21 protein-coding genes are annotated in these 20081 nt (G+C 36.1%); 7 read left to right on the top strand and 14 right to left on the bottom strand.

Annotated features, from left to right (window positions below):
- Positions 1-143: 143 nt before the first annotated feature.
- Entirely contained in the window at positions 144-716 is a 573-nt protein-coding gene (locus ABNX05_RS18970) for a helix-turn-helix domain-containing protein (protein WP_349661137.1), read from the bottom strand.
- Positions 717-800: 84 nt separating this feature from the next.
- Here ABNX05_RS18970 and ABNX05_RS18965 point away from each other — a divergent pair, with 84 nt between their 5' ends.
- Positions 801-1766: a DMT family transporter gene (locus ABNX05_RS18965; protein WP_349661136.1), complete on the top strand. Its 966-nt coding sequence runs from the start codon at positions 801-803 to the stop codon at positions 1764-1766.
- Between the two features lie 188 nt (positions 1767-1954).
- Here the strand turns inward: ABNX05_RS18965 and ABNX05_RS18960 are convergent, their stop codons facing one another.
- The 10 genes from ABNX05_RS18960 to ABNX05_RS18915 form a co-directional block, all read right to left on the bottom strand.
- Positions 1955-2395, bottom strand: coding sequence for a GNAT family N-acetyltransferase (locus ABNX05_RS18960; RefSeq protein ID WP_349661135.1), 441 nt, complete (start codon positions 2393-2395; stop codon positions 1955-1957).
- Between the two features lie 369 nt (positions 2396-2764).
- Positions 2765-3178 carry a DUF350 domain-containing protein gene (locus tag ABNX05_RS18955; protein ID WP_079559857.1) on the bottom strand — a complete coding sequence of 138 codons (414 nt, stop codon included), beginning with the start codon at positions 3176-3178 and terminating at the stop codon, positions 2765-2767.
- A gap of 68 nt (positions 3179-3246) precedes the next feature.
- Positions 3247-4512, bottom strand: coding sequence for a glutathionylspermidine synthase family protein (locus ABNX05_RS18950; RefSeq protein ID WP_349661134.1), 1266 nt, complete (start codon positions 4510-4512; stop codon positions 3247-3249).
- Between the two features lie 2 nt (positions 4513-4514).
- A complete protein-coding gene (locus ABNX05_RS18945) occupies positions 4515-4823 on the bottom strand; it encodes a hypothetical protein (protein WP_100544670.1) in 309 nt (102 codons plus the stop codon).
- A gap of 17 nt (positions 4824-4840) precedes the next feature.
- On the bottom strand, positions 4841-5302 hold the full coding sequence (locus ABNX05_RS18940) for a hypothetical protein (protein WP_349661133.1): 462 nt from the start codon (positions 5300-5302) through the stop codon (positions 4841-4843).
- A 350-nt stretch (positions 5303-5652) separates the two neighbouring features.
- Positions 5653-6111: an ANTAR domain-containing response regulator gene (locus ABNX05_RS18935; protein WP_349661132.1), complete on the bottom strand. Its 459-nt coding sequence runs from the start codon at positions 6109-6111 to the stop codon at positions 5653-5655.
- A gap of 30 nt (positions 6112-6141) precedes the next feature.
- Positions 6142-7008, bottom strand: coding sequence for an ethanolamine ammonia-lyase subunit EutC (gene eutC / locus ABNX05_RS18930; RefSeq protein ID WP_349661131.1), 867 nt, complete (start codon positions 7006-7008; stop codon positions 6142-6144).
- Positions 7009-7023: 15 nt separating this feature from the next.
- Positions 7024-8385 (bottom strand): ethanolamine ammonia-lyase subunit EutB, encoded by a 1362-nt coding sequence (locus ABNX05_RS18925; protein ID WP_349661211.1) that lies wholly within the window; start codon positions 8383-8385, stop codon positions 7024-7026.
- A 202-nt stretch (positions 8386-8587) separates the two neighbouring features.
- Positions 8588-9673, bottom strand: coding sequence for a sensor histidine kinase (locus ABNX05_RS18920; RefSeq protein ID WP_349661130.1), 1086 nt, complete (start codon positions 9671-9673; stop codon positions 8588-8590).
- 180 nt (positions 9674-9853) lie between these two features.
- Positions 9854-11125 (bottom strand): NtaA/DmoA family FMN-dependent monooxygenase, encoded by a 1272-nt coding sequence (locus ABNX05_RS18915; RefSeq protein ID WP_349661129.1) that lies wholly within the window; start codon positions 11123-11125, stop codon positions 9854-9856.
- 203 nt (positions 11126-11328) lie between these two features.
- On the opposite strand from ABNX05_RS18915, the gene ABNX05_RS18910 reads away from it, so the two are divergent.
- The 5 genes from ABNX05_RS18910 to ABNX05_RS18890 are packed head-to-tail and all read left to right on the top strand — an operon-like array spanning position 11329 to position 15848.
- Entirely contained in the window at positions 11329-12297 is a 969-nt protein-coding gene (locus tag ABNX05_RS18910) for an ABC transporter substrate-binding protein (protein WP_349661210.1), read from the top strand.
- 56 nt (positions 12298-12353) lie between these two features.
- Complete coding sequence (locus tag ABNX05_RS18905) at positions 12354-13361, top strand: FecCD family ABC transporter permease (protein WP_349661128.1); 1008 nt, start codon at positions 12354-12356, stop codon at positions 13359-13361.
- Positions 13358-14392, top strand: a complete 1035-nt coding sequence (locus ABNX05_RS18900) for a FecCD family ABC transporter permease (RefSeq protein ID WP_349661127.1) — start codon at positions 13358-13360, stop codon at positions 14390-14392. The genes ABNX05_RS18905 and ABNX05_RS18900 overlap by 4 nt, the downstream gene beginning before the upstream one ends.
- An 11-nt stretch (positions 14393-14403) precedes the next feature.
- Positions 14404-15198, top strand: a complete 795-nt coding sequence (locus ABNX05_RS18895) for an ABC transporter ATP-binding protein (RefSeq protein ID WP_349661126.1) — start codon at positions 14404-14406, stop codon at positions 15196-15198.
- Entirely contained in the window at positions 15195-15848 is a 654-nt protein-coding gene (locus ABNX05_RS18890; protein ID WP_349661125.1) for a (2Fe-2S)-binding protein, read from the top strand. The genes ABNX05_RS18895 and ABNX05_RS18890 overlap by 4 nt, the downstream gene beginning before the upstream one ends.
- A gap of 202 nt (positions 15849-16050) precedes the next feature.
- On the opposite strand, the gene ABNX05_RS18885 is transcribed toward ABNX05_RS18890, so the two are convergent.
- Entirely contained in the window at positions 16051-17022 is a 972-nt protein-coding gene (locus ABNX05_RS18885) for a DMT family transporter (protein ID WP_349661124.1), read from the bottom strand.
- A 243-nt stretch (positions 17023-17265) separates the two neighbouring features.
- On the opposite strand from ABNX05_RS18885, the gene ABNX05_RS18880 reads away from it, so the two are divergent.
- Positions 17266-18123 (top strand): LysR family transcriptional regulator, encoded by an 858-nt coding sequence (locus tag ABNX05_RS18880; protein WP_349661123.1) that lies wholly within the window; start codon positions 17266-17268, stop codon positions 18121-18123.
- Between the two features lie 172 nt (positions 18124-18295).
- On the opposite strand, the gene ABNX05_RS18875 is transcribed toward ABNX05_RS18880, so the two are convergent.
- Entirely contained in the window at positions 18296-18691 is a 396-nt protein-coding gene (locus tag ABNX05_RS18875; RefSeq protein WP_349661122.1) for a VOC family protein, read from the bottom strand.
- Between the two features lie 173 nt (positions 18692-18864).
- On the bottom strand, positions 18865-19749 hold the full coding sequence (locus ABNX05_RS18870; protein WP_349661121.1) for a LysR substrate-binding domain-containing protein: 885 nt from the start codon (positions 19747-19749) through the stop codon (positions 18865-18867).
- Positions 19750-20081 lie beyond the last annotated feature (332 nt).

Here is a 20081-nt window from a genome sequence, read left to right as displayed (position 1 = left end):
ACTTTAAGAAAAATGAAAGACACATAATAAGAAAAGCAAAATCCCGAATAACGTTCAATATTCGGGATTTTGCTTATTGAAATATTATAAAGTTAAACTACCATCAACTACAATTATTGATTCTACCTCTTCCAGCTCTTATTTCAAGATAAATATTTCATTGTTAAATGGAGAACTGCAATTTCATCTCCTGTGTTTTCATAGCTATGCTTTCTATTTGCTTCAAATTGAATCGAATCAAATTCGTTTAATGCATATATTTCTTGTCCGACTTGAATCGAAATTTCCCCTTTCATTACTGTTACATATTCGATAGCTCCTTCATGATGAGGTTCTGCCTCATATATGCTATTCGGTTGCAAACAAGCACGATGCATTTCCAATCCTGTTTCTTTTTTGTAACGAAATATAGTCTCTAATCGCCACATTTGGTTTTCTTCTATAATAAATCCTTCTCCGAAGCGTGCGACATTTACTATATCTTCAATAACCATAAGCCGTGATAACGGAATAGATAATCCTTTTGTAATCTTCCAAATGACGCCTAATGTAGGATTCGTCTCTCCCCTCTCAATTTTTCCTAATGTTAATTTACTAACACCCGTTTTTTTCGCTAACTCTTCTAAACTTAATTTCTGTTCATTCCTTATTTGTCGTAACAGTTGACCAACTTGCAGAATTACTTCTTTTGTTTGCATATCCTCTTGTTCTTTCATACAAACCTCACTTTCGGTATATTATAATTTACTTTTCATCTAAATAATTATATTATAATATATATTTAGAAAGGAGCGAACGAAATGCGTGCTATCTTATTAGGTATTTTATCATCTGCGTTTTTTTCAGCTACATTTATTATAAATCGAGTTATGAACGTATCAGGAACAAGCTGGGCTTGGACTGCTTCCTTCCGATTTTTATTCGCTTTACCCATTTTATTCTTTATCGTCCTATTTCGCAAAAACCTTCGTCCACTATGGGTAGAAATGCGTAAACATCCTTTAGCATGGATTGGCTATGGCACAATAGCAGGGGTTGGATTTTATTCATTATTAAGCTATGCTGCTGTATTTAGTCCCGCATGGCTCGTAGCAGGTACATGGCAAATAACCATTTTAGCTGGTTTGTTATTATCTCCATTATTTTTTATTACATTGGAGACAAAGTCAGGAGTTAAACGAGTTCGCGGTAAAATTCCTATGCGAAGCTTACTCGTTTCCTTATTTATTTTAACAGGTGTCATTTGTATGCAATTAACAGAAGCTGGGGATATTTCTGTTTCTCAATTTTTAACCGGCTTCCTCCCTGTCGTCATCGCAGCATTCTTATATCCTTTCGGTAATCGAAAAATGATGGAAATCGTTGATGGTCGCTTAGATACATTTCAACGCGTGTTAGGCATGGCAATTGGTAGTCTTCCTGTCAGTATTATATTAGCTATTTATGGTTGGACTGCAACTGGCATACCAACATCTGGGCAAATCATGCAAGGATTCTTATTAGCATTATGTTCGGGCGTTATCGCCACAATGACATTTTTCTTCGCTACTGACTTGGCGAAAAATAACCTTTCTTTGTTAGGGGCTGTGGAGGCAACACAAGCTGGAACAATGGTATTTACTGTTCTTGGTGAAATGCTTTTTTTAAACGGTTCTTGGCCTGTTGGAGTATCTTTAATCGGTATGATCATTATCATGATGGGCATGGTAGCCAATAGTATTTTAAATCGGTCTGTTCCTGTACCCATACAAAAGAAAACAGCATAGTTTTCCTTTCTTCAAGTAGCATTTTAGTTTGTGTAAAATGCTGCTTTTTTCTGATGACATAGATTTATAGTTATAATTCAAGCTATTGCGACATGGGAGCAAAAAGGATGTTCTTAAAGCCATTTATAGACTTTAAGAACATCCCACATAAACATTAGATACGCAATATTTATATTCATTTAGTCATTCTAATGAAAACTATATTTTGCTAGCATTTCTCCCCAAGGTGCCATTCCTGACTCTTTAAAACCCACACTGGCATATAGTTTTCTTGCTTGCTCGTTGTCCGGCTGATACCCGAGCCAGATGATGTCAGTGCGATCATCTCTACTCCGGATGTCTTCAATAATCAATTTCATTGCGCTCTTGCCATATCCACGCCCTTGAAATTGCTCATCAATCATAAATCTATACACCCAATAGTTTCTATCATCCGAATCAATCCCGTACATTGCAAAACCGATAAGTATTTCTTCAAAATAGATTGCATTGATCTTCATGTATGGTAAAAATTTGCTTTCTGCAATTGAATACAGATTCGAGGCAATAAACCCTTCTTGTTCTTGCTTAGGCTTCAGTTGAATACAAGCTTCCCAATTACTTTGATCAATTGATCTTAAACTAATCAAACTTCAGATTCCTCCTCTAGTAGTAGAGAAATCCATGATCACGAACTCTCTACTAAATAAGTATTCCCCTACTGATAAAACAACCTGTTTTTTTTATATACATACTACATCACTCCTCATAAGATGGTAGTCATCGTTAAATTGTACAATTATATAGAAATATTGCTCTCTATTTGTACTTTTGTTTATTTCGGCATACAGGGAATTATCCCTTCTATATTTCTACTCATCACCATAACGTGTCGTTGATTTCCGTCCGACTAGGCGCCGTCAGATGTGAACATTAAATATAAAGAGAGCATGTCTTTTCATTCATAAAAAAACATGCTCCCTTTAATGTATTATTATAGTGTTATCAAATATACTTTATTAATACGATAAACTTCCTGCTATAATTAATCCTACCGTAATGCCCACTGCAAATAAGCTGAAGCCTACTGCAGTATTTCCTTCTTCCACTTTTTTCTCCAAGCTTGTTTTTGGTGTTAACACGTATTCAATAATTAAATACACAACCACTTGTGTAGCAATTCCGATTAACCCCCAAATAAAAGCATCAAGAATATGAACACTTGAAGACCATACTGTATATAATGTGATGCCTAATCCAATCACTTTTCCCCATAGCTTTAATGCAACGGCCATATTGCCTTCTTTAATTAAGTTCCACTCTGAAAATTTTGTTGTAAAAGCAAATGCAACAATACCAATCAAAATGAGAATTAACCCTGTCCCTGTATATAATAAAAAATTTAAAAAACTATCTAATGAGAAATATCCCATTCCAATACACACTCCTTTTATCGTGCTTCAGTTTGTTTCACTTTACTCTCTTAAAATCTTACAATTTTCTAATATCCTATTGGTAGAAAATAAGATCCGTTATCTGTAATTTGTCCCCCTGCGCGAATACCTATTGCACTTGCCTTACCATTAATATAAAAGCAACCATACATATAATGCGCTCGTTTTGGACCTTGTTCTGTTTGAATCATAGTTTGTGGTAGCTCTATAAATTGTTGATAAACAGGAAGTTCATCTATATATGTTTTATGAATATCTTCCGCAATTTTTTTACCTGTATTTGAAAAAATCTCGACAGTGTCTCCTTCGCGACCAAATGAAGGCTTTTTTACAAAACTTTGTCCTTGTTGCCAAAAAACATCTGGATCTAGATAAGTTGGTAAAAAATATTTATGTATTGCGTTATGTTCTTCAGGTGTATAAAATGAATGTTCTTCCTCATGTAGCCCCCAAATGAGCGCCATTATTGCCTTAGATTGTAGTAAAAAAGCAGAAGGAGGATTCACAATGGCTAAGTCTTTTTGTTCCACTAGCTTCATCAACGATTGACCAACTTTTTCCTTCGTTATTGGATCTTCATCATATATCAAATGTTCAATAGGATACGTCTGTCGATATAAAACATCGATTTTTTCTCCGCTTCTATCATAAAGACCTTGTGGTAGAACAACTTCTTCATTTTCTAAAATTGGCTCATCGACAAGTTGTAAGTGATTAAAGTCCATATACTGACTTTTTAATCCAGAGAGTTCCTTTAAATACATTGTTGTCAATTTATCTTCTTCATGTTCCGAGTGTGCTGCGAAAACAATATTGCTATCTTCATATTTTCTCCTCGTACGAAACGACAACGTTACAGCTTTCAAAATTGCTTGTTTTAACTGGTCTTCGCAGCCTTCGTTTGGATTTTGCATCTTAAACTGTTCACACACTTTTCCATTCACAAAAAAAGATTCCTTTATAAATGTAGGTGTATCTGCGTTTATTTCAAGCAATTTTACTTGTTCATCGGTCACTACTAAATCTAAACGAGCAATGACACTTTCTACTGGAAGTGTTTGCAAACGGATGAAAGAGTGAGTTTCAGTGGGAAATCCAAGACGCAAAAGTGTCTCATCATCTACCATACGCAACAAAGTAGCCGACTTATAAATAATATGGCCTATCTGGTCAGTTGCTTGGCGAATCCTATTAATCGTTTCTGAACTTTCTCTCTTAATATCAAATAGAGCATATTCCATCCCATAAATGTCATGCCAAAAATCCTTTATTTGGCTAAAAAATTGTTGTCGATTATCTCGAAATCGGTTCATCTTTACCCTCCAAAACCGCCTTTTGAACCACTGCCTATTCCTGATTTATAATTCGATACATATGTTTTATAGTCAGCACTTTTTTGTAATGATGTTTTTGTTCCATAATATTTCCCACCATGGTAGTAACTACGCGCATAAGTTGAATCATTATCATCGCAATAATACGTACCCGTTTCCTTATCCCAATCCCAATCATCACAATCCGTTCCTGTTGGCTCTGCATATCCCCTTTCCTCTCCACAAGCAGTTAACGTTACCAAAGCCGCAGCTGCTAATGCTCCTGTCATCATCTTCTTTGTTTTCTTCATGTTAAAAATCCACCTTCCTATGTAGCAAGCGTATATCCTGTTGGCGTAACATATAAAATATACACACCTCGATCTTCATCAATTTCAGCTGAGTCACGCTCCCACTCCTTGTCTTCGATATATGTATATATACTGCCGATCATGCTTAAAATATCTAAATGATTCGCCATATATTCAAATGTGATAAGCGGATGATTTTTATAGGTATTTAATTCACGAATTTCAAGTTTAATACCTTCATATAAGTGCTCTTGCATTTCCATTGGTGTTTCTTCATACAACTCTACATAAATCACGAATAACTCATCTTCAATAGCAGAAGACAATTGTTTATAAGTCTTACCTTCTTTAATAAAAAATTCACATTCTCTTCTTGTTAAAATTTGTGGTAAGTCAATATTAGTATAATAATAGATTGGTTCAAACTTGTCTTTACCTTTTTGCAAACGATATTCCAACATCGCACCTTCGAATTGCATAACACACTTCCCTTTATAAATATTGTTTTTATATTCATCGTAGATTTTTCTATCCAGAAGCTCCTTATTTTTTTATACGACTGAGATTTATAATTAGTTTCATTTTATTCTACTAAACTTCAACTTAGGTATCATTAGGGTTTGTACCTACCTGCATTATTAATTCCCATAAAGTTATGTGTTTTTTTGTAGAGAGAAACTTCATACATTCGAGTACTCCCCCACAATGACATGTATTTATTTTTGAATATAAAAATCTCACTTAAACTAGAAAGATTTAACCATTCTAGTTTAAGTGAGATTAAGTTTGTTACTACTTGCTTTACTTCAGCGTTTTATTAAAAACCTCATCATTCAAGTTGCCCTTTTGTTCGTTCACTCATCTTTCGCTTTTGAATTTTTGCTTGTGTAAGTTGTAAAGATTGTTTTAATGTTTGTGTCCTCTTAGCTTGTTGAAGTGCAATCATGATTGCGGGAATTAAGCTACCTTCAGTAACAGGTTTCACTAAATAGCCCATAATATTATCTTGCCTAGACTTCTCTATAAATTCTTTTTGACTATATGCAGTAATCAGCAACACTGGTATATCTAACTGCCGGCCTATAACTTCGCTTGCTTTTAACCCATTTAATTTTGGCATTTCTATATCCATTAACACAAGATCCGGCTTCAATTTAAAAGCGAGCTCGATCGCTCGATCACCATTTCCTGCTTCCCCGACTACCTCATAACCGTTTTTCCGAAGCAACATTTTTAAGTCCATCCTGATAATTGGTTCGTCCTCAGCAATTAGAATCCGTTTTTTCATCACACCACAACCTTTCTTGCAGGAAGTTTTCTATGTGTTGGTATTCCTTTGTTGCGCAAAAGAAACGCCTGTGCACTTAGCTAAAAGCATTTGTTCGATTAAATCTGATAAATAAGCACCCGCTTCAAGTGAAGTTAGTCCATCTTTATGAATATTTGAAATGACCGTCCGATCGGCTTCAACTGTTTTTTCAGTAGGCCGATAAATCATGTAAGCACTCAGGCTTTCATCTGTATTTAGACCTGGCCTTTCGCCAATTAACGAAATAACAAGGTCACAATTAACAATAGCAGCCACTTCGTCTTGCACCCACACACGCCCTCGCTTAATAAAAAATGGTTTTGCGACGCTTATATTTTTTAATTTTAATCCTTGTATTAAAGCAGGTAGTAAATCAGCTACATTGGCTTCTACTGCCGAGGAGCTCAATCCATCACAAACAATAATTTGAACATTTTTTCCTTTATCCCCATTTTGTTTAAGATACTTTATAGATTCATCTGATAGCTTTCGGCCAGCATCTAAATCCATTAAGTAAGATTTCATATCATTAGCTTTTGTTTCCAGCTTGTGTAAACCCATCTTTTGAAGAAAATCATCACTGACATCTCTTAATACAGCATCCTGTGCGGCTGCATGGTCAATTAAAAATTGCAAATAACTTGTCGTCAACATTCGAGTGCCAGTTCGACCAATACCTATACGAGCAGGTGTAATACTCTGTGCTCGTTCAATAGATGCGGCGTTATGCGGGTTGTCAATCCCTTTTATACGTCCTTCTGGAAAATGTATGACTTCTTCTTTATTTTGAGCGGTATCGTTTTTGGGCGAATTCATATTTTTCTGTACTTCTTCTACTACTCTTTGAACAATATCTTGAATTTCTTGAATATCCATTTTGATCTCCCCTCCTCAATCAAAAATTGATAAGTCTCCTGCTCGTTTTGTCAACTTTCCATTTTCCATTAGGCCCATATTCTCCAACCATTTTTCGAATTCTCGAAGTGGTCGTAATCCTAGAATCTCACGCAAACTAGCATCATCGTGATAGCTTGTATCTTGATAATTCAGCATGACATCATCTCCACCCGGTACTCCCATATAAAAATTTGCACCTGCAACTGCCGTTATGATACCGGCAACTTCCTGATCATTTTGATCGGCATCCATATGATTTGTGTAAGTTGGAGCAATACCCATTGGCAAGCCATGCAATTTCCCCATAAATCCATCTTCGAGATCCGCTCTAATTAATTGGCGGCCATCATAAAGTGTCTCCGGTCCAATAAAGCCTGAAACAGTATTCACCATGAAAGGCTTCCAGTGACGTGCATAACCGTAACTTCTTGATTCAAGCGTTTGCATATCTACCTCAAAATCAGCATTTAAAGATACTTCCGAACCTTGCCCTGTTTCAAAATACATAAAGTTTGGGCCAGCAGATGTACCATATCGAGCCATCATCTCATAGCCCTCATCAAGAATTTTTGTAGATATACCAAACGCTTCATTCCCTTTTTGTGTACCTGCTAAACTTTGAAACATTAGTGCGATAGGCGCTCCCTGTTTTAAAGCCTCCATTTGTGTAGTTATATGGGCTAATACACAATTTTGCGTTGGAATCTGCCAGTTCTCAATAAATTCATGCGAAAGTGTCAAAAGTTTTTTGACGGATTCAATTGTATCCACATTCGGATTAATACCAATGACTGCATCACCTGCTCCATAGGATAATCCTTCTTTTATTGAATACAAAATGCCTTCTGGGACATCATTTGGATGGTTGGGCTGACAACGAAAAGCTAAGCGACCAGGCTCTCCAATTGTCGTATTACAATGAGCTTGATATCTCATTTTCTGTGAAGCAAGAACAAGATCAATGCTCGACATCAGCTTAGCAACTGCTGAAATCATTTCACTTGTTAGTCCTCTTGAAAGTTTCAATAATTTATCTGTACCTGTATCTGATGACAGAATATAATTTCTTAGTTCACCGACTGTCCAATTTTGAATATCTTTGTAAATCGTGTCGCTAATATCATCATAAATCAAACGTGTTACTTCATCGATCTCATACGGAATAACCGGATTCTCATAAATTTCTTTCAGCTGCATCTCGCTAAGTACTACTTTTGCTGCCATACGCTCAAGTGATGATTCTGCTGCTACACGAGCCATCACATCCCCGGATTTTGCTTCACTGGCTTTTGCAAGTACCTCCTTTACCGACGAAAACGTATAATGAGTTCCCTTTACTATGCAAGACCATTTCATCATTTAACACCCCTTTTTATTATGTTAAAGATTGCAATCAAACAAAAAAAGCGCTTCCACATATCCCTGAAGAAAATTTTCTTCGGGCGTGAAAGGCGCCTTTGCCTTAGCTATTATTTTAGTTAATTCTACACTACTAGCAAATATTTTGTAAATAGTTCGAAAACAATATCAACTTCTGTGATCTTAGTGACATTTAGTATTATTTAACCTCGTTAGATACAATCGGAAAGGTTATTGAAACTTTTGTCCCTTTTTCAGAAATAGGGAATGAAAAAACGCCTTGTAGCTTCTCTTCAACTAACATTTCTACAAGTTGTAATCCTAAAGATGACAGATCGCCTATCGAAAAAGGATTACCAATTCCAAATCCATCATCCATTACTGTAATCGTAACCATTTGCTTTCGTTGTCTCAAATTAATAACAATTTCCCCGTAATTTCTTGAAGGAAAAGCATGCTTAATACTATTTTGAACTAACTCATTAACAATCAGTGCTACAGCTGTTGCTTTATCTGAAGGACAGAATATCGACTCTCCTTCTACAGACACAGCAATATGTTGATCTGGAATAATAGACGAGGAAACTAACAAAGTAGAAATTTGTTGTATTAAAAGTTTAATATCTGCTTCCTCAATTCCACGCTGGGCCAAGTAATCATGCACTAAAGCCATACTAGATATACGAGATATACTATCGTGAAATACCTCAACTATTTCTTCCGAGTGAGTGCGTTGCATTTGTAATCTCAATAAACTAGAAATAACCTGTAAATTATTTTTAACGCGATGATGAATTTCCTGAACGACAATAGCTTGAAAGACACCTTGCTTGTCTTCGCTATTAGTCGCTTTCATAAGCTGCTCTATATTTCTTTCGTTCTGCACTACCTGTGAAATATCTCTTTCTTTTATTAATACCGCGATGGTCTCCCCATACAGGTCTTTTATAGGAACAATATCTTGTTGCATGACTCCACGCTCTTCCGTAATTCCTCTTGATCCAAAAACTGGTTTCCCGGTTTTTAAACTAAATAATACACCTGGCTCCATTTCTTCAAATGCTATTTTCCCTAGCAAACTTTTTTTATATAAAGATGCGATAGTAGTAGGCTTTGCCTCAGCTACAATTAAAGAAGCGTTATCTTCTTCTAAAAGACAGTCGATAAAAATATCCGCTTGAGAAAGGTCAGCTATTATTTGAAGGTTTTTGGCCACACCTAAAATAATTTCACACTGTACATTTGATAAATTTGTTAATCGTTCTAAATCTAAAATTCCCATCATAATAACGCACTTCCCCTTTCTCTAGTTTTTCAAACACTATAACAAAAATTGTGTTCAATGCGATACATCTATTAGAGAGCATCAAACAAAATTTAGTAAAAATAATAGAAAAGGACAAAACGTGTTTATTCACACTGACTTGCCCTTTTCTTTACTACATTCGGTTGTTTCGATCGTTCATTATACATCTAATCCTAAGTGTGAACGCAATGTGCTACCTTCATAATCAGCTCGGAATAAACCACGTTCTACTAAGTTCGGAATAACATCGCTAAAGAATAAATCTAAAGATTTTGCAGGACCACCTGGCACAGCTATAAAGCCATCCATTGCTCCTTTTTCATAAAATTTCACAATTTGATTCACAATATCTTGTGGCGCACCAATTGCTACAAGATGTGCAGAGCCAATTACCTCTGGACGTTCTAATAATTCTTCAACAGTCGGCTCATTTTCTATAATATATCGGCGCACGAGATGTGCATGCGTTTTACTACGTACTTTTTGATTTTCAGGCGGCAACATATTTGCTGTTACGCAATCCATTAGAGCTAAATGACGAATATCCATTCCAATTACGGATTCTAGGGCAATATAGCGACGCTCAATTGTTAAATGCTCGTGTGCTTTACGGTGCATTTCTAATGCCTCCTCATATGTATCACCAATAAAGAAATACAATCCTGGTAATAAACGCATGTCATCTGCTGAACGCCCTAACTCAACAGCGCGCTTGCGCAAGTCATTGCGTAATTCAATACCTACTTCTATATCTGGAGTGGCAGCAAAAATAGCATTTGAAACTGCTGCCGCAAATTGACGGCCTATATCCGATGCGCCTGCTTGGAATAGAGGAATATCACCTGCTGGATGCATAGGTATATTTAATGGTCCCTTTACATGAAAATACTCACCATCATGGTTAATCGGCTTCACAAGCTCTTTAATTTTCTCTAAATCTCCATTTGCCTCTAATATTTCAAAAGGGTTGCTATGCCATAGTCGCTGGACAACATCCTTACATTCTGATGCCTTTGCATAACGCTCCTCTGACGAAGGCATCAACTCGTTGCTAAAATTAGATGCTCCATCAATTGATGTTACTAGGTTCCAACCTAAACGCCCTTCACTAATCCAATTCAAGGATTGTAATTGGCGCGCAATAATATAAGGTGGATTAAATGATGTTGAAACTGTTGTTACCAAACCAATTTGTTTAGTTTCTCTTGCCACCGTCGCCATTAAAAAACTTGGATCTAGCCCTACTGTTCCTTTCATTTTAGCTATTAATTCTGGATGCGCTATTAAATAATCTGCCTTAAATACAAAATCTAACTTCGCTGCCTCAGCACGCTTTGCAAATGCAATTTGTTCATCAATTAACGCACCTTTTTTGCCTTCACCATTCACCACTAAATGCATCCCAATTATAAGATGTCTTTTTGTTGTCAATTTACACTCTCCTTTTTTAATTGAAAATGATTATCAATAATATCTTATAGTTCATTTTCTAATAATGCAATGAATTAACGAGTGTATCCATGTATAAATAAAAATAATTATAGTAGTGAAAATTTTCCTTGTTTTTAAATATTAAATATATTACAATCCTAATTGAAATTGAAAATCATTCTTAATTACAAGGAGTCGACATGATGAATAAAAAGAATTTACTACTATTCTTCACTATATTCGCAGCGCTATTTGTATTAGCAGCATGTGGAGAAAAAGCATCAGACAACAAAGACACAACGGAGAAAAAAACCGAAGAACAGTCAACTAGCCGTGAAATTAAACACGCTCTTGGTACAACGACAATTGAAGGAACACCAAAACGTATTGTGACTCTTTATCAAGGTGCAACAGATACAATTTTAGAATTCGGTGTTACACCAGTTGGAGTAGTAGAATCTTGGGCTCAAACACCAATGTATGATTACATAAAAGATGACTTAAAGGATGTAAAATTTGTTGGTCAAGAAACACAACCAAATTTAGAGGAAATCGCAGCGCTAAAGCCAGATTTAATTATTGCGACTCAAATCCGTCATGAAGAAATTTATGAGCAGCTATCACAAATAGCGCCAACTGTTGTAAATACTACTCTTTATGATTTCAAAGAAACAGCAACAATAATTGGCCAAGCTTTAGGTCAAGAAGAACAAGCAAAATCATTGATTGGAGATTGGGAGGCACGCGTGGCAGACTTTAAAAATAAAGTAGCCTCTACTGAGAACTGGCCATTAAGTACAGCTGTATTAAACTACCGTGAAGACCACGCTCGTATTTATGTGACAGGCTTTGCTGGTTCAGTTTTAAATGAATTAGGCTTTAAAGGTCCAAAAGATTTAAAAGGTGAGAATTTAGAAATTGTAAAATTAACAGATAAAGAAGGCATTCCGCAAATGAACGCTGATGTTATTTTCCAATTCATGGAGGATAATGCAGCTGTGAAAAAGACAAATGAAGAATGGACAGCACATCCTTTATACAAAAACTTAGACGCTGTGAAAAATAATCAAGTGTATACAGTCGATGAAATCATTTGGAATTTTGGTGGTGGTTTACAAGCAGCTAACCTAATGTTAGATAACCTTTATGAACATTTTAAGCTTAAAAAATAGTATGAAACAAAGGGAACGCAATTAGCTTCCCTTTTTTCTTTGAAAGAAGAGGAGTCATGATGTTACAAGCAACTTTCTCAAGAACACTAGGATTGATTGTACTCTTAGGAATAGTAATAGCTTTGTTTTTTGCTAGCCTTGCACTTGGACAAACGACCATCCCATTCTCGACAACATGGGAAGCGATTACGAATTATAACCCGGATAATACGAATCATATGATTATTGGTACGTCACGTTTAACAAGAGCAATTATTGCTTTAGTAATCGGTATGAATCTAGCAATTGCCGGTATATTCGTCCAAACGTTAACGCGTAATCCTTTAGCCGCTCCAGACTTAGTTGGTGTCAATGCAGGAGCTATTTTTTTCATTGTACTAGCTATTACTTGGCTTAATGTTCAATCGTTAATGCACTATATGTGGTTTGCATTTTTAGGGGCTACCGTTGCTGGTGTAATTGTATTCTTCTTAAGCAGTATGGGTAGAGACGGTATGACACCTATAAAAGTAATTTTAGCAGGTACTGCTTTATCAGCATTATTTATATCTTTAACACAAGGGTTACTTGTCATAGATGAGCAATCCATTCAAACAGTTCTATTTTGGATAGCAGGTTCTGTTGCTGGAAGAGATTTGAACATGTTATTACCAGTATTACCGTATTTCCTTCTAGCATTAATAATTAGCTTACTTATAGGAAAAGCGATGAACATTTTTAGTACCGGAGATGATGTTGCGAAAAGTCTTGGGCAAAATGTAGGTTTACTTAAAGTAGTAATGGGCGTACTCATTATTATTCTAGCAGGTGGCTCTGTTGCAATTGCCGGATCTGTAGGATTTATCGGACTCATTGTGCCTCATATAGCAAAAGGTCTGGTTGGTATGGATTATCGTTGGATGATACCATATGGAGCACTTATTGGTGCAGCACTTCTATTAACAGCAGATGTAGTGGCACGATTTGTAATTGCTCCTCAAGAAGTTCCTATTGGTGTAATGACAGCATTCATTGGTGGTCCATTCTTTATTTATTTAGCTAGAAAAGGGGTGTCTAAACAATGAGTCATTGGACATTTCGACTATTGAATGGAAAAGTATCTTTTCGATTGTCACATAGATGGTTACTTATTTTATTAGTCTGTTTTTTGACGATCGGAACATTATTTGTATTAAGTTTATCAATAGGAAGTAACTGGATCCCCATTACAGATGTATTTTTACAATTGACAGGATATATTGACCAACATAGTTATGTAGTAGAGACGCTGCGATTACCACGAGTGTTATTAGCAATGTTAGTAGGTGCTTCATTAGGTATAGCGGGTCTTATTTTGCAAAATCTAGTGCGTAATCCGTTAGCTTCTCCAGACATTATTGGGATCACAAGTGGAGCTTCGTTAGGTGCTGTATTATTTATTATTTTAGGAACCGGTATAGTCAGTATGAAGTTCTTGCCGCTTGCTGCAATTATCGGAGGGCTTTGTGCAGCAATAGTGATTTACATCATTTCTTGGAATAACGGAGTTACCCCTATTCGACTTGTATTAATTGGTATTGGTATATCTGCTATTTTGAAAGCTAGTGTTACATTTTTTCTTGTCTTAAGTGAAACAGCTACTACAACTAAAGCTTATATATGGTTAACAGGTAGTTTATATGGGGCAAATATGAGCGATGTATTGGCGATGAGTCTATGGCTTCTCATCCCTTTACCAGTTCTATTAATCTGGGGAAGAAGTTTAAATGTAACAGAGTTAGGCGATGATATTTCTACTAGTATGGGGATCAATGTCCAAAGACAACGCTTTTTATTTTTAATGTGCAGTGTAGTATTTGCGGGGACAGCAGCTGCATTTGCAGGTGGAATTGAATTTGTTGGACTTATGGCGCCTCATATTGCAAGAAGATTAGTTGGTAAATCCTTTATTGGGCTTGTTCCGATAACGGCACTTATTGGAGCATTTATTGTTATGTTAGCAGATTTAGTGGCACGATCCTTATTCTTACCACTTGATATTCCAGCAGGTGTATTTACTGCTGCAATAGGAGCTCCCTTCTTTATCTATTTATTATTTCAGAATCGGCATCGATAGGAGGAAAAAACATGCTCGGATTACAGACTCAAAATTTATCATTACAGTACGGTGACTATCAAGTAATTCAAGATTTAAGCTTTCAAATTCCAGCAGGTAACATTACTGTTCTTGTCGGTTCGAATGGGAGCGGAAAATCAACACTTTTACGCTCCCTTGCTCGTTTATTGAAACCACACGAAGGCGATATATTAATAGATGAACGAAAGATTCAATCTTTATCTTCTAAAGAAATAGCAAAGCAATTAGCGATATTACCTCAAGGTCCCTTAGCACCTGAAGGTATCACAGTACATCAATTAGTCAGACAAGGGCGTTATCCTCACCAACGTTGGTTTCAACAGTGGTCGGAAGATGATGAAAATATTGTGGAAAGAGCAATAGTCGCTACACAGCTCCAACTACATAAGGACCGTGCAGTAGATTCGTTATCTGGGGGGCAACGCCAGCGTGCATGGATTGCCATGACATTAGCACAAGAAACACCTATTTTGTTATTAGATGAACCTACTACTTATTTAGATATGACTCATCAAATTGAAGTCTTAGATTTTTTGTTTGAATTAAATCGCTTAGAACACCGAACAATTGTTATGGTTCTGCATGATTTAAATCTTGCTTGCCGCTATGCAGACCATTTAGTTGCAGTTCATCGTCAAACAGTGGCTGTACAAGGCCCTCCAGAGGATATTGTAACAGCAGAAATGGTTCAAGAAGTATTCGGTATGGAAGTAGCTGTATCGGAGGATCCTTTTTTTGGAACTCCATTATGTATCCCGAAAGGAAAAGGAAGGTATATAAAATGAATTTAGAGCCTTATGGCGTGGAAAAGCACCCCTCACCTCAAGGTGTTCCTTTACATCAATTATTGAATAAAGATACTTTACTACCAATCATTAAACAGTATGGAAATTACTTAAATACTTCTTCCTTACCTGTAGCAGGTTCTTTATTTTTAAAACGTTATGCAGTGTTAGTAGCAGCTTCGAGTCTTGACTATTATGGAATGCAAAAGAAAAGAATTGATTGGTGGTCTACAGCTCGATTTGATGTAACATCCTTTAAATTGCTAATTGAAGAAAACCCAACAGAACTTTTTGAAGACTGTTGGAAAAAACGCCTTTTTGCTCAAAATTTAACACCAATGATTACTATTATTAGCAAGGAATGTAGAATTTCCTCAAAGATTCTATGGGAAAATATCGCTGTAAGGCTACTTGCAACTCTTCGCAAAAATGAAGACGCATATTCTTTAAATGAATTAAATGAGTTTTTTAATGAACTTACTTGTGCTGAAACGAATTGGTTAGGACTTGAACAAAATCCTTTACAAACTTTTCTTCAGCGAAAAGCGACATGGAGTGAAGTACCCGTTCGAAAAACGTGTTGCCGATACTATCAAGTAAATACAAAAGCTGATATTCCATATTGTAAAAACTGTCCATTGAGGAAATAATATATTGTTGTTAAGAAATTAATCAGAATTAAGCCTATATTGTATATCTGCATTTTAGAGATTCATGTACAGATCTAATAAAGAGAGAGCATGTTTTTTCAATTAATAAAAACATGCTCTCTTAAATAAATTGTTTTACTAGACTTGTGCAAATAAAAAGTTACGTACAAAAAAGAAAATAAAAAATCCTTCACATTGAATATTAAACAGCCTGCCGTAATTCTTCTTCCTCATGCATAACCTGCGGACTCGTGTTTTCTTCTCTACGCTGACAGATGTTATTCCAAATAAGAGCAGAAATAACAAGTAAGGTCCCTACTATATCAAAGATTGTTACATTGTATCCTTGTATCATCATAATGACCAATGTAGTTATTGGAACGAAATTAATAAATAAAATCCCATTTATGGATGATAGAATTTTCACACCGTAATTCCAACTAAGCAATGCCACAATGCCTGGTAGTGTCATCATAAACAATAAATCATATTTAATAGCAAAAATTGTTTCCGTACTTGGGACTGATACAACCCCTTGTATCGTCATGATCATTGTGATGATACCTGTTACAGCTGTGCCAAATACACATGTTAATGTAGAATAGCGCAGCGTAGACCAATCATTAAATGTTTGACCGCCCATTGTATAGATGACCCACCCTATAACACCAATTAAAATGAATGCGAGCGAAACTAGATTATGTTTTAGTGTAAGAAAGAAACCCATATCGCCTTTTGTAATAACAAAAATAGCCCCAACAAAAGCAATGATCATACTGCTAATCATATACTTCTTCGGTTTCACATGTTTATAGCCCCATAGAATAGCAATCGAAATCATCGGCATAAGTGCTTCCATAATCGACGCTACCATAACACCGGATTTCCCCATTAACATTTGGCCTAAGAAAACAAGCACGTTGTAAACTGTAAATGCCATCGTCCCAAAAAAGACGAGTAATTTCCCTTTCCCTTCTAAACGAAATGCTTTCTTCCCTTCTTTCATCCATAATAAAATGACTAATACAATCGATACCGCTCCATATCGGATAGTTGAAAAATAGAGCGGATTTATATATTCAAGTGCATGATCGGCTACTGGAAACATGGCTCCCCATGACATACTGGCAATTAAACATGCGATCACGCCTACTACTATTTGATTTCTTCTCACTGTTTTTCCTCGTTTCTATATAACTACTATCAATTATGCGTCGCCATCATTGCGTCCGGAATCGGCTTTATGCTTTTACCCGCACGATGTTGGTCACTCAGTCATTGCCCACAGGAAGTGGCGTTTTTAGACTGAGTTCCTCTATATCACAATGAGAATTATAAAAAAGAAAATACATCACGTAAAATGATTGAAAGTGATATTAACTATCATTTATAATGATAGTTTCAAGGAGGAAGCTCGATGGAACTACGAGATTTACAGATTTTCAAAAGCGTCGCAAATAACGGGAGCGTTAGCCATGCTGCAAAAGAATTAAATTATGTACAATCCAATGTAACTGCACGTATTAAGCTATTAGAAAAGGAGCTCAAAACGCCGCTATTTTATCGCCATAAAAAAGGGATGACATTAAATCCAGAAGGGCGAAAAATGCTTGCTTACGTTACTAAAATTTTGCAGGATGTCGAGGAAATGAAACAAGTATTTTTAGATAGTGATACACCGACTGGTACTTTAAAAATCGGTACAGTCGAAACAGTAAGTATATTACCTACCATTCTAGCGTCCTACTATAAAGGATATCCGAATGTCGACTTAACACTACAAGCTGGTTTAACTGAGGAACTTATTAAAGAAGTAGCGGATCACCAATTAGATGGTGCATTTATAACCGGGCCGATTAAACATCCAACTTTAGAACAATATGATGTATTTACCGAGAATCTCGTTCTCATCTCACAAAACAAATCCTTTCGCATAGAAGAATTTATGACTACACCTATCCTTGTTTCTAATCAAGGTTGCGGCTATCGATCCAAGCTAGAACTCTGGCTCAAAGATGAGGGTTTATTGCCAAAGAGAATTATGGAATTTAATATTTTGGAGACAATTTTAAACAGTGTTGCCATCGGTCTTGGCGTCACACTTGTGCCACAATCAGCCGCTGAGCATCTTTCTACTACAGGCAAGGTTTTTTGTCATCCAATTCCTAAAAAATACGGTACTATTTCAACCGTCTTTATTCGACGAAAAGATGCATATATGACAAATTCAATGGAATGTTTTTTAAAAACAATTGCTGAGCATCAGCATATATAGGGTACTTCTATCATTTCCGCGTCTGTTTTTCTGCCAATCATCATTAATAATACCTGGGAAGTAACAAAAAAACGCTTGGTTTCTAGTACCAAGCGTTCTGTGTTAATTATATTTGGATAATAAAGATGCAGAGAACCTATATTTAAAAACATAATTTTAAATTATAATGGTTCTATTTCGCATTTTTGTCAGGCTGATGAATACCGAATATATTGCCCTCAGTATCAATATAGTATCCCTGCCATGCCATTCCAGGAAGAGCATACTTCGGCATTGCAACTGTGCCGCCATTCTCAATAATTTTAGCTTCCGTTACATCGTAATTTTCCACACCCATTGTACAAGCAAATCCATTTAAAGCTTGATTGGATTCCGGAGAAGCACTTTGACGTTGCATTAAAGCCCCATCGATTCCTGGTTCGTCCGCATTACCAGTCACCGCTCCAAAGTAAGGCATTCCTGCATAATCACTCCAATCTTGAAATGACCATCCGAATACCTCTCCATAAAATTTCTTTGCTCGTTCCATGTCACTTACATGAATTTCAAAATGAACTAATCTCCCCATGTTATCCTCCTTATTATTAAAGAATTAAATTACTCACTGTGTTTGAGTACAATTACTATATATTATTATGACAAGGAATGGAAATTAAAAAGAAGAGAAATTATATGAAAAAAAATCGGGAATACGCATTCTAATACTAGTTCTCGATTTTGGTTCTATTTCTTTTAAATAGGTTAATTTACAGCGTTTAAATTCTCTTTTAAATACTGAATAAATGGATGCCCTTCTATATCTGATTTACGTGTACATATAAATAAACTTTGCTGAATATTTGCACGTTCTATATACACCCTAGCCAGTTTTCCATTTGATATACTTTCAGTTACACTGTAGGACGGTGCTAAAGTCATACCGTACCCTGCTTCCACTACTTTAATCGATTCATGTAAGCCTTGCATTTGAAGTCCTAATTTAGGTAAAGGACAGTTATACGTATAAAAAACTGACTCCAATAAATCAAGCGTCGAGCTACCACGTTCCCGATAAATAAAGTCCTCATTCGATAATTCATAAATGGAGACAGTTTGATTTGCCAAAGAATGTGATGGGTGCACAACAAACCAAAACGGGATATCTACTATTTTTTCAAACTGTAAATCAGGGTGACCCATTTTATTTTGTACGACAAAACCAAAATCTACTTCATAATTAAGAACTTGCTCTTCCACAGATTTTACATTACCTAGCGACACAAAAAATTCAATGTGAGGATTAGCAAGCTTATACGCTGCTATAATCGACGGGAGTATATAGTTTATTGGTATATAGGAAGAAGCAATATGTATTTTTTCTTCTTTCGCTAAAAATTTACCGAGTCTTTCATCAATTTGTGCTTCTAAATAAAATAAACGCATTCCCTGTTCATACAAAAACTTCCCCTCAGGCGTTAATTGAATGCCACGTCCTTTTCCTTCAATTAATTTTGCCCCTATTTCGCTCTCTAATTTCCGTATTTGAATTGTGACAGCTGGTTGGCTAAGCAGCATTTTATTAGCCGCTGCAGTAATTCCACCAAGCTTTGCTACATTCGTAAAAATCCTTAATGCATGCAAATTCATTTCATTCACTCCTTCCTATCGATCAATTTCGCCTTGGCGTAATTGCGTCCGGATTTTGAATTGTGCCCGGGCCTGCACGATGCAGGTCAGTTAGCCGTTTTCGCAGGATGCGAAGATTTTAGGCTAACATCCTTATAGGCATTCCTTTCAAAATCCGTGACATCCGCCGGAGGCTTTATCTTTATTCAGTAGGTTTTAGAACACCCTCTGAAAAGGAATCACATCTCTATTCACCCCACCACCTTCGAAGATGGGAGTCTCCCGCTGAATAATGATAAATTTAATTTATGAATAAGCAATTTATATATATTTGTTTTATGTATTATTTAGCA

The organism is Lysinibacillus zambalensis, assembly GCF_040183165.1.
Classification (GTDB): Bacteria; Bacillota; Bacilli; order Bacillales_A; family Planococcaceae; genus Lysinibacillus; species Lysinibacillus zambalensis.
This window is presented reverse-complemented; position numbering and strand designations above follow the sequence as displayed.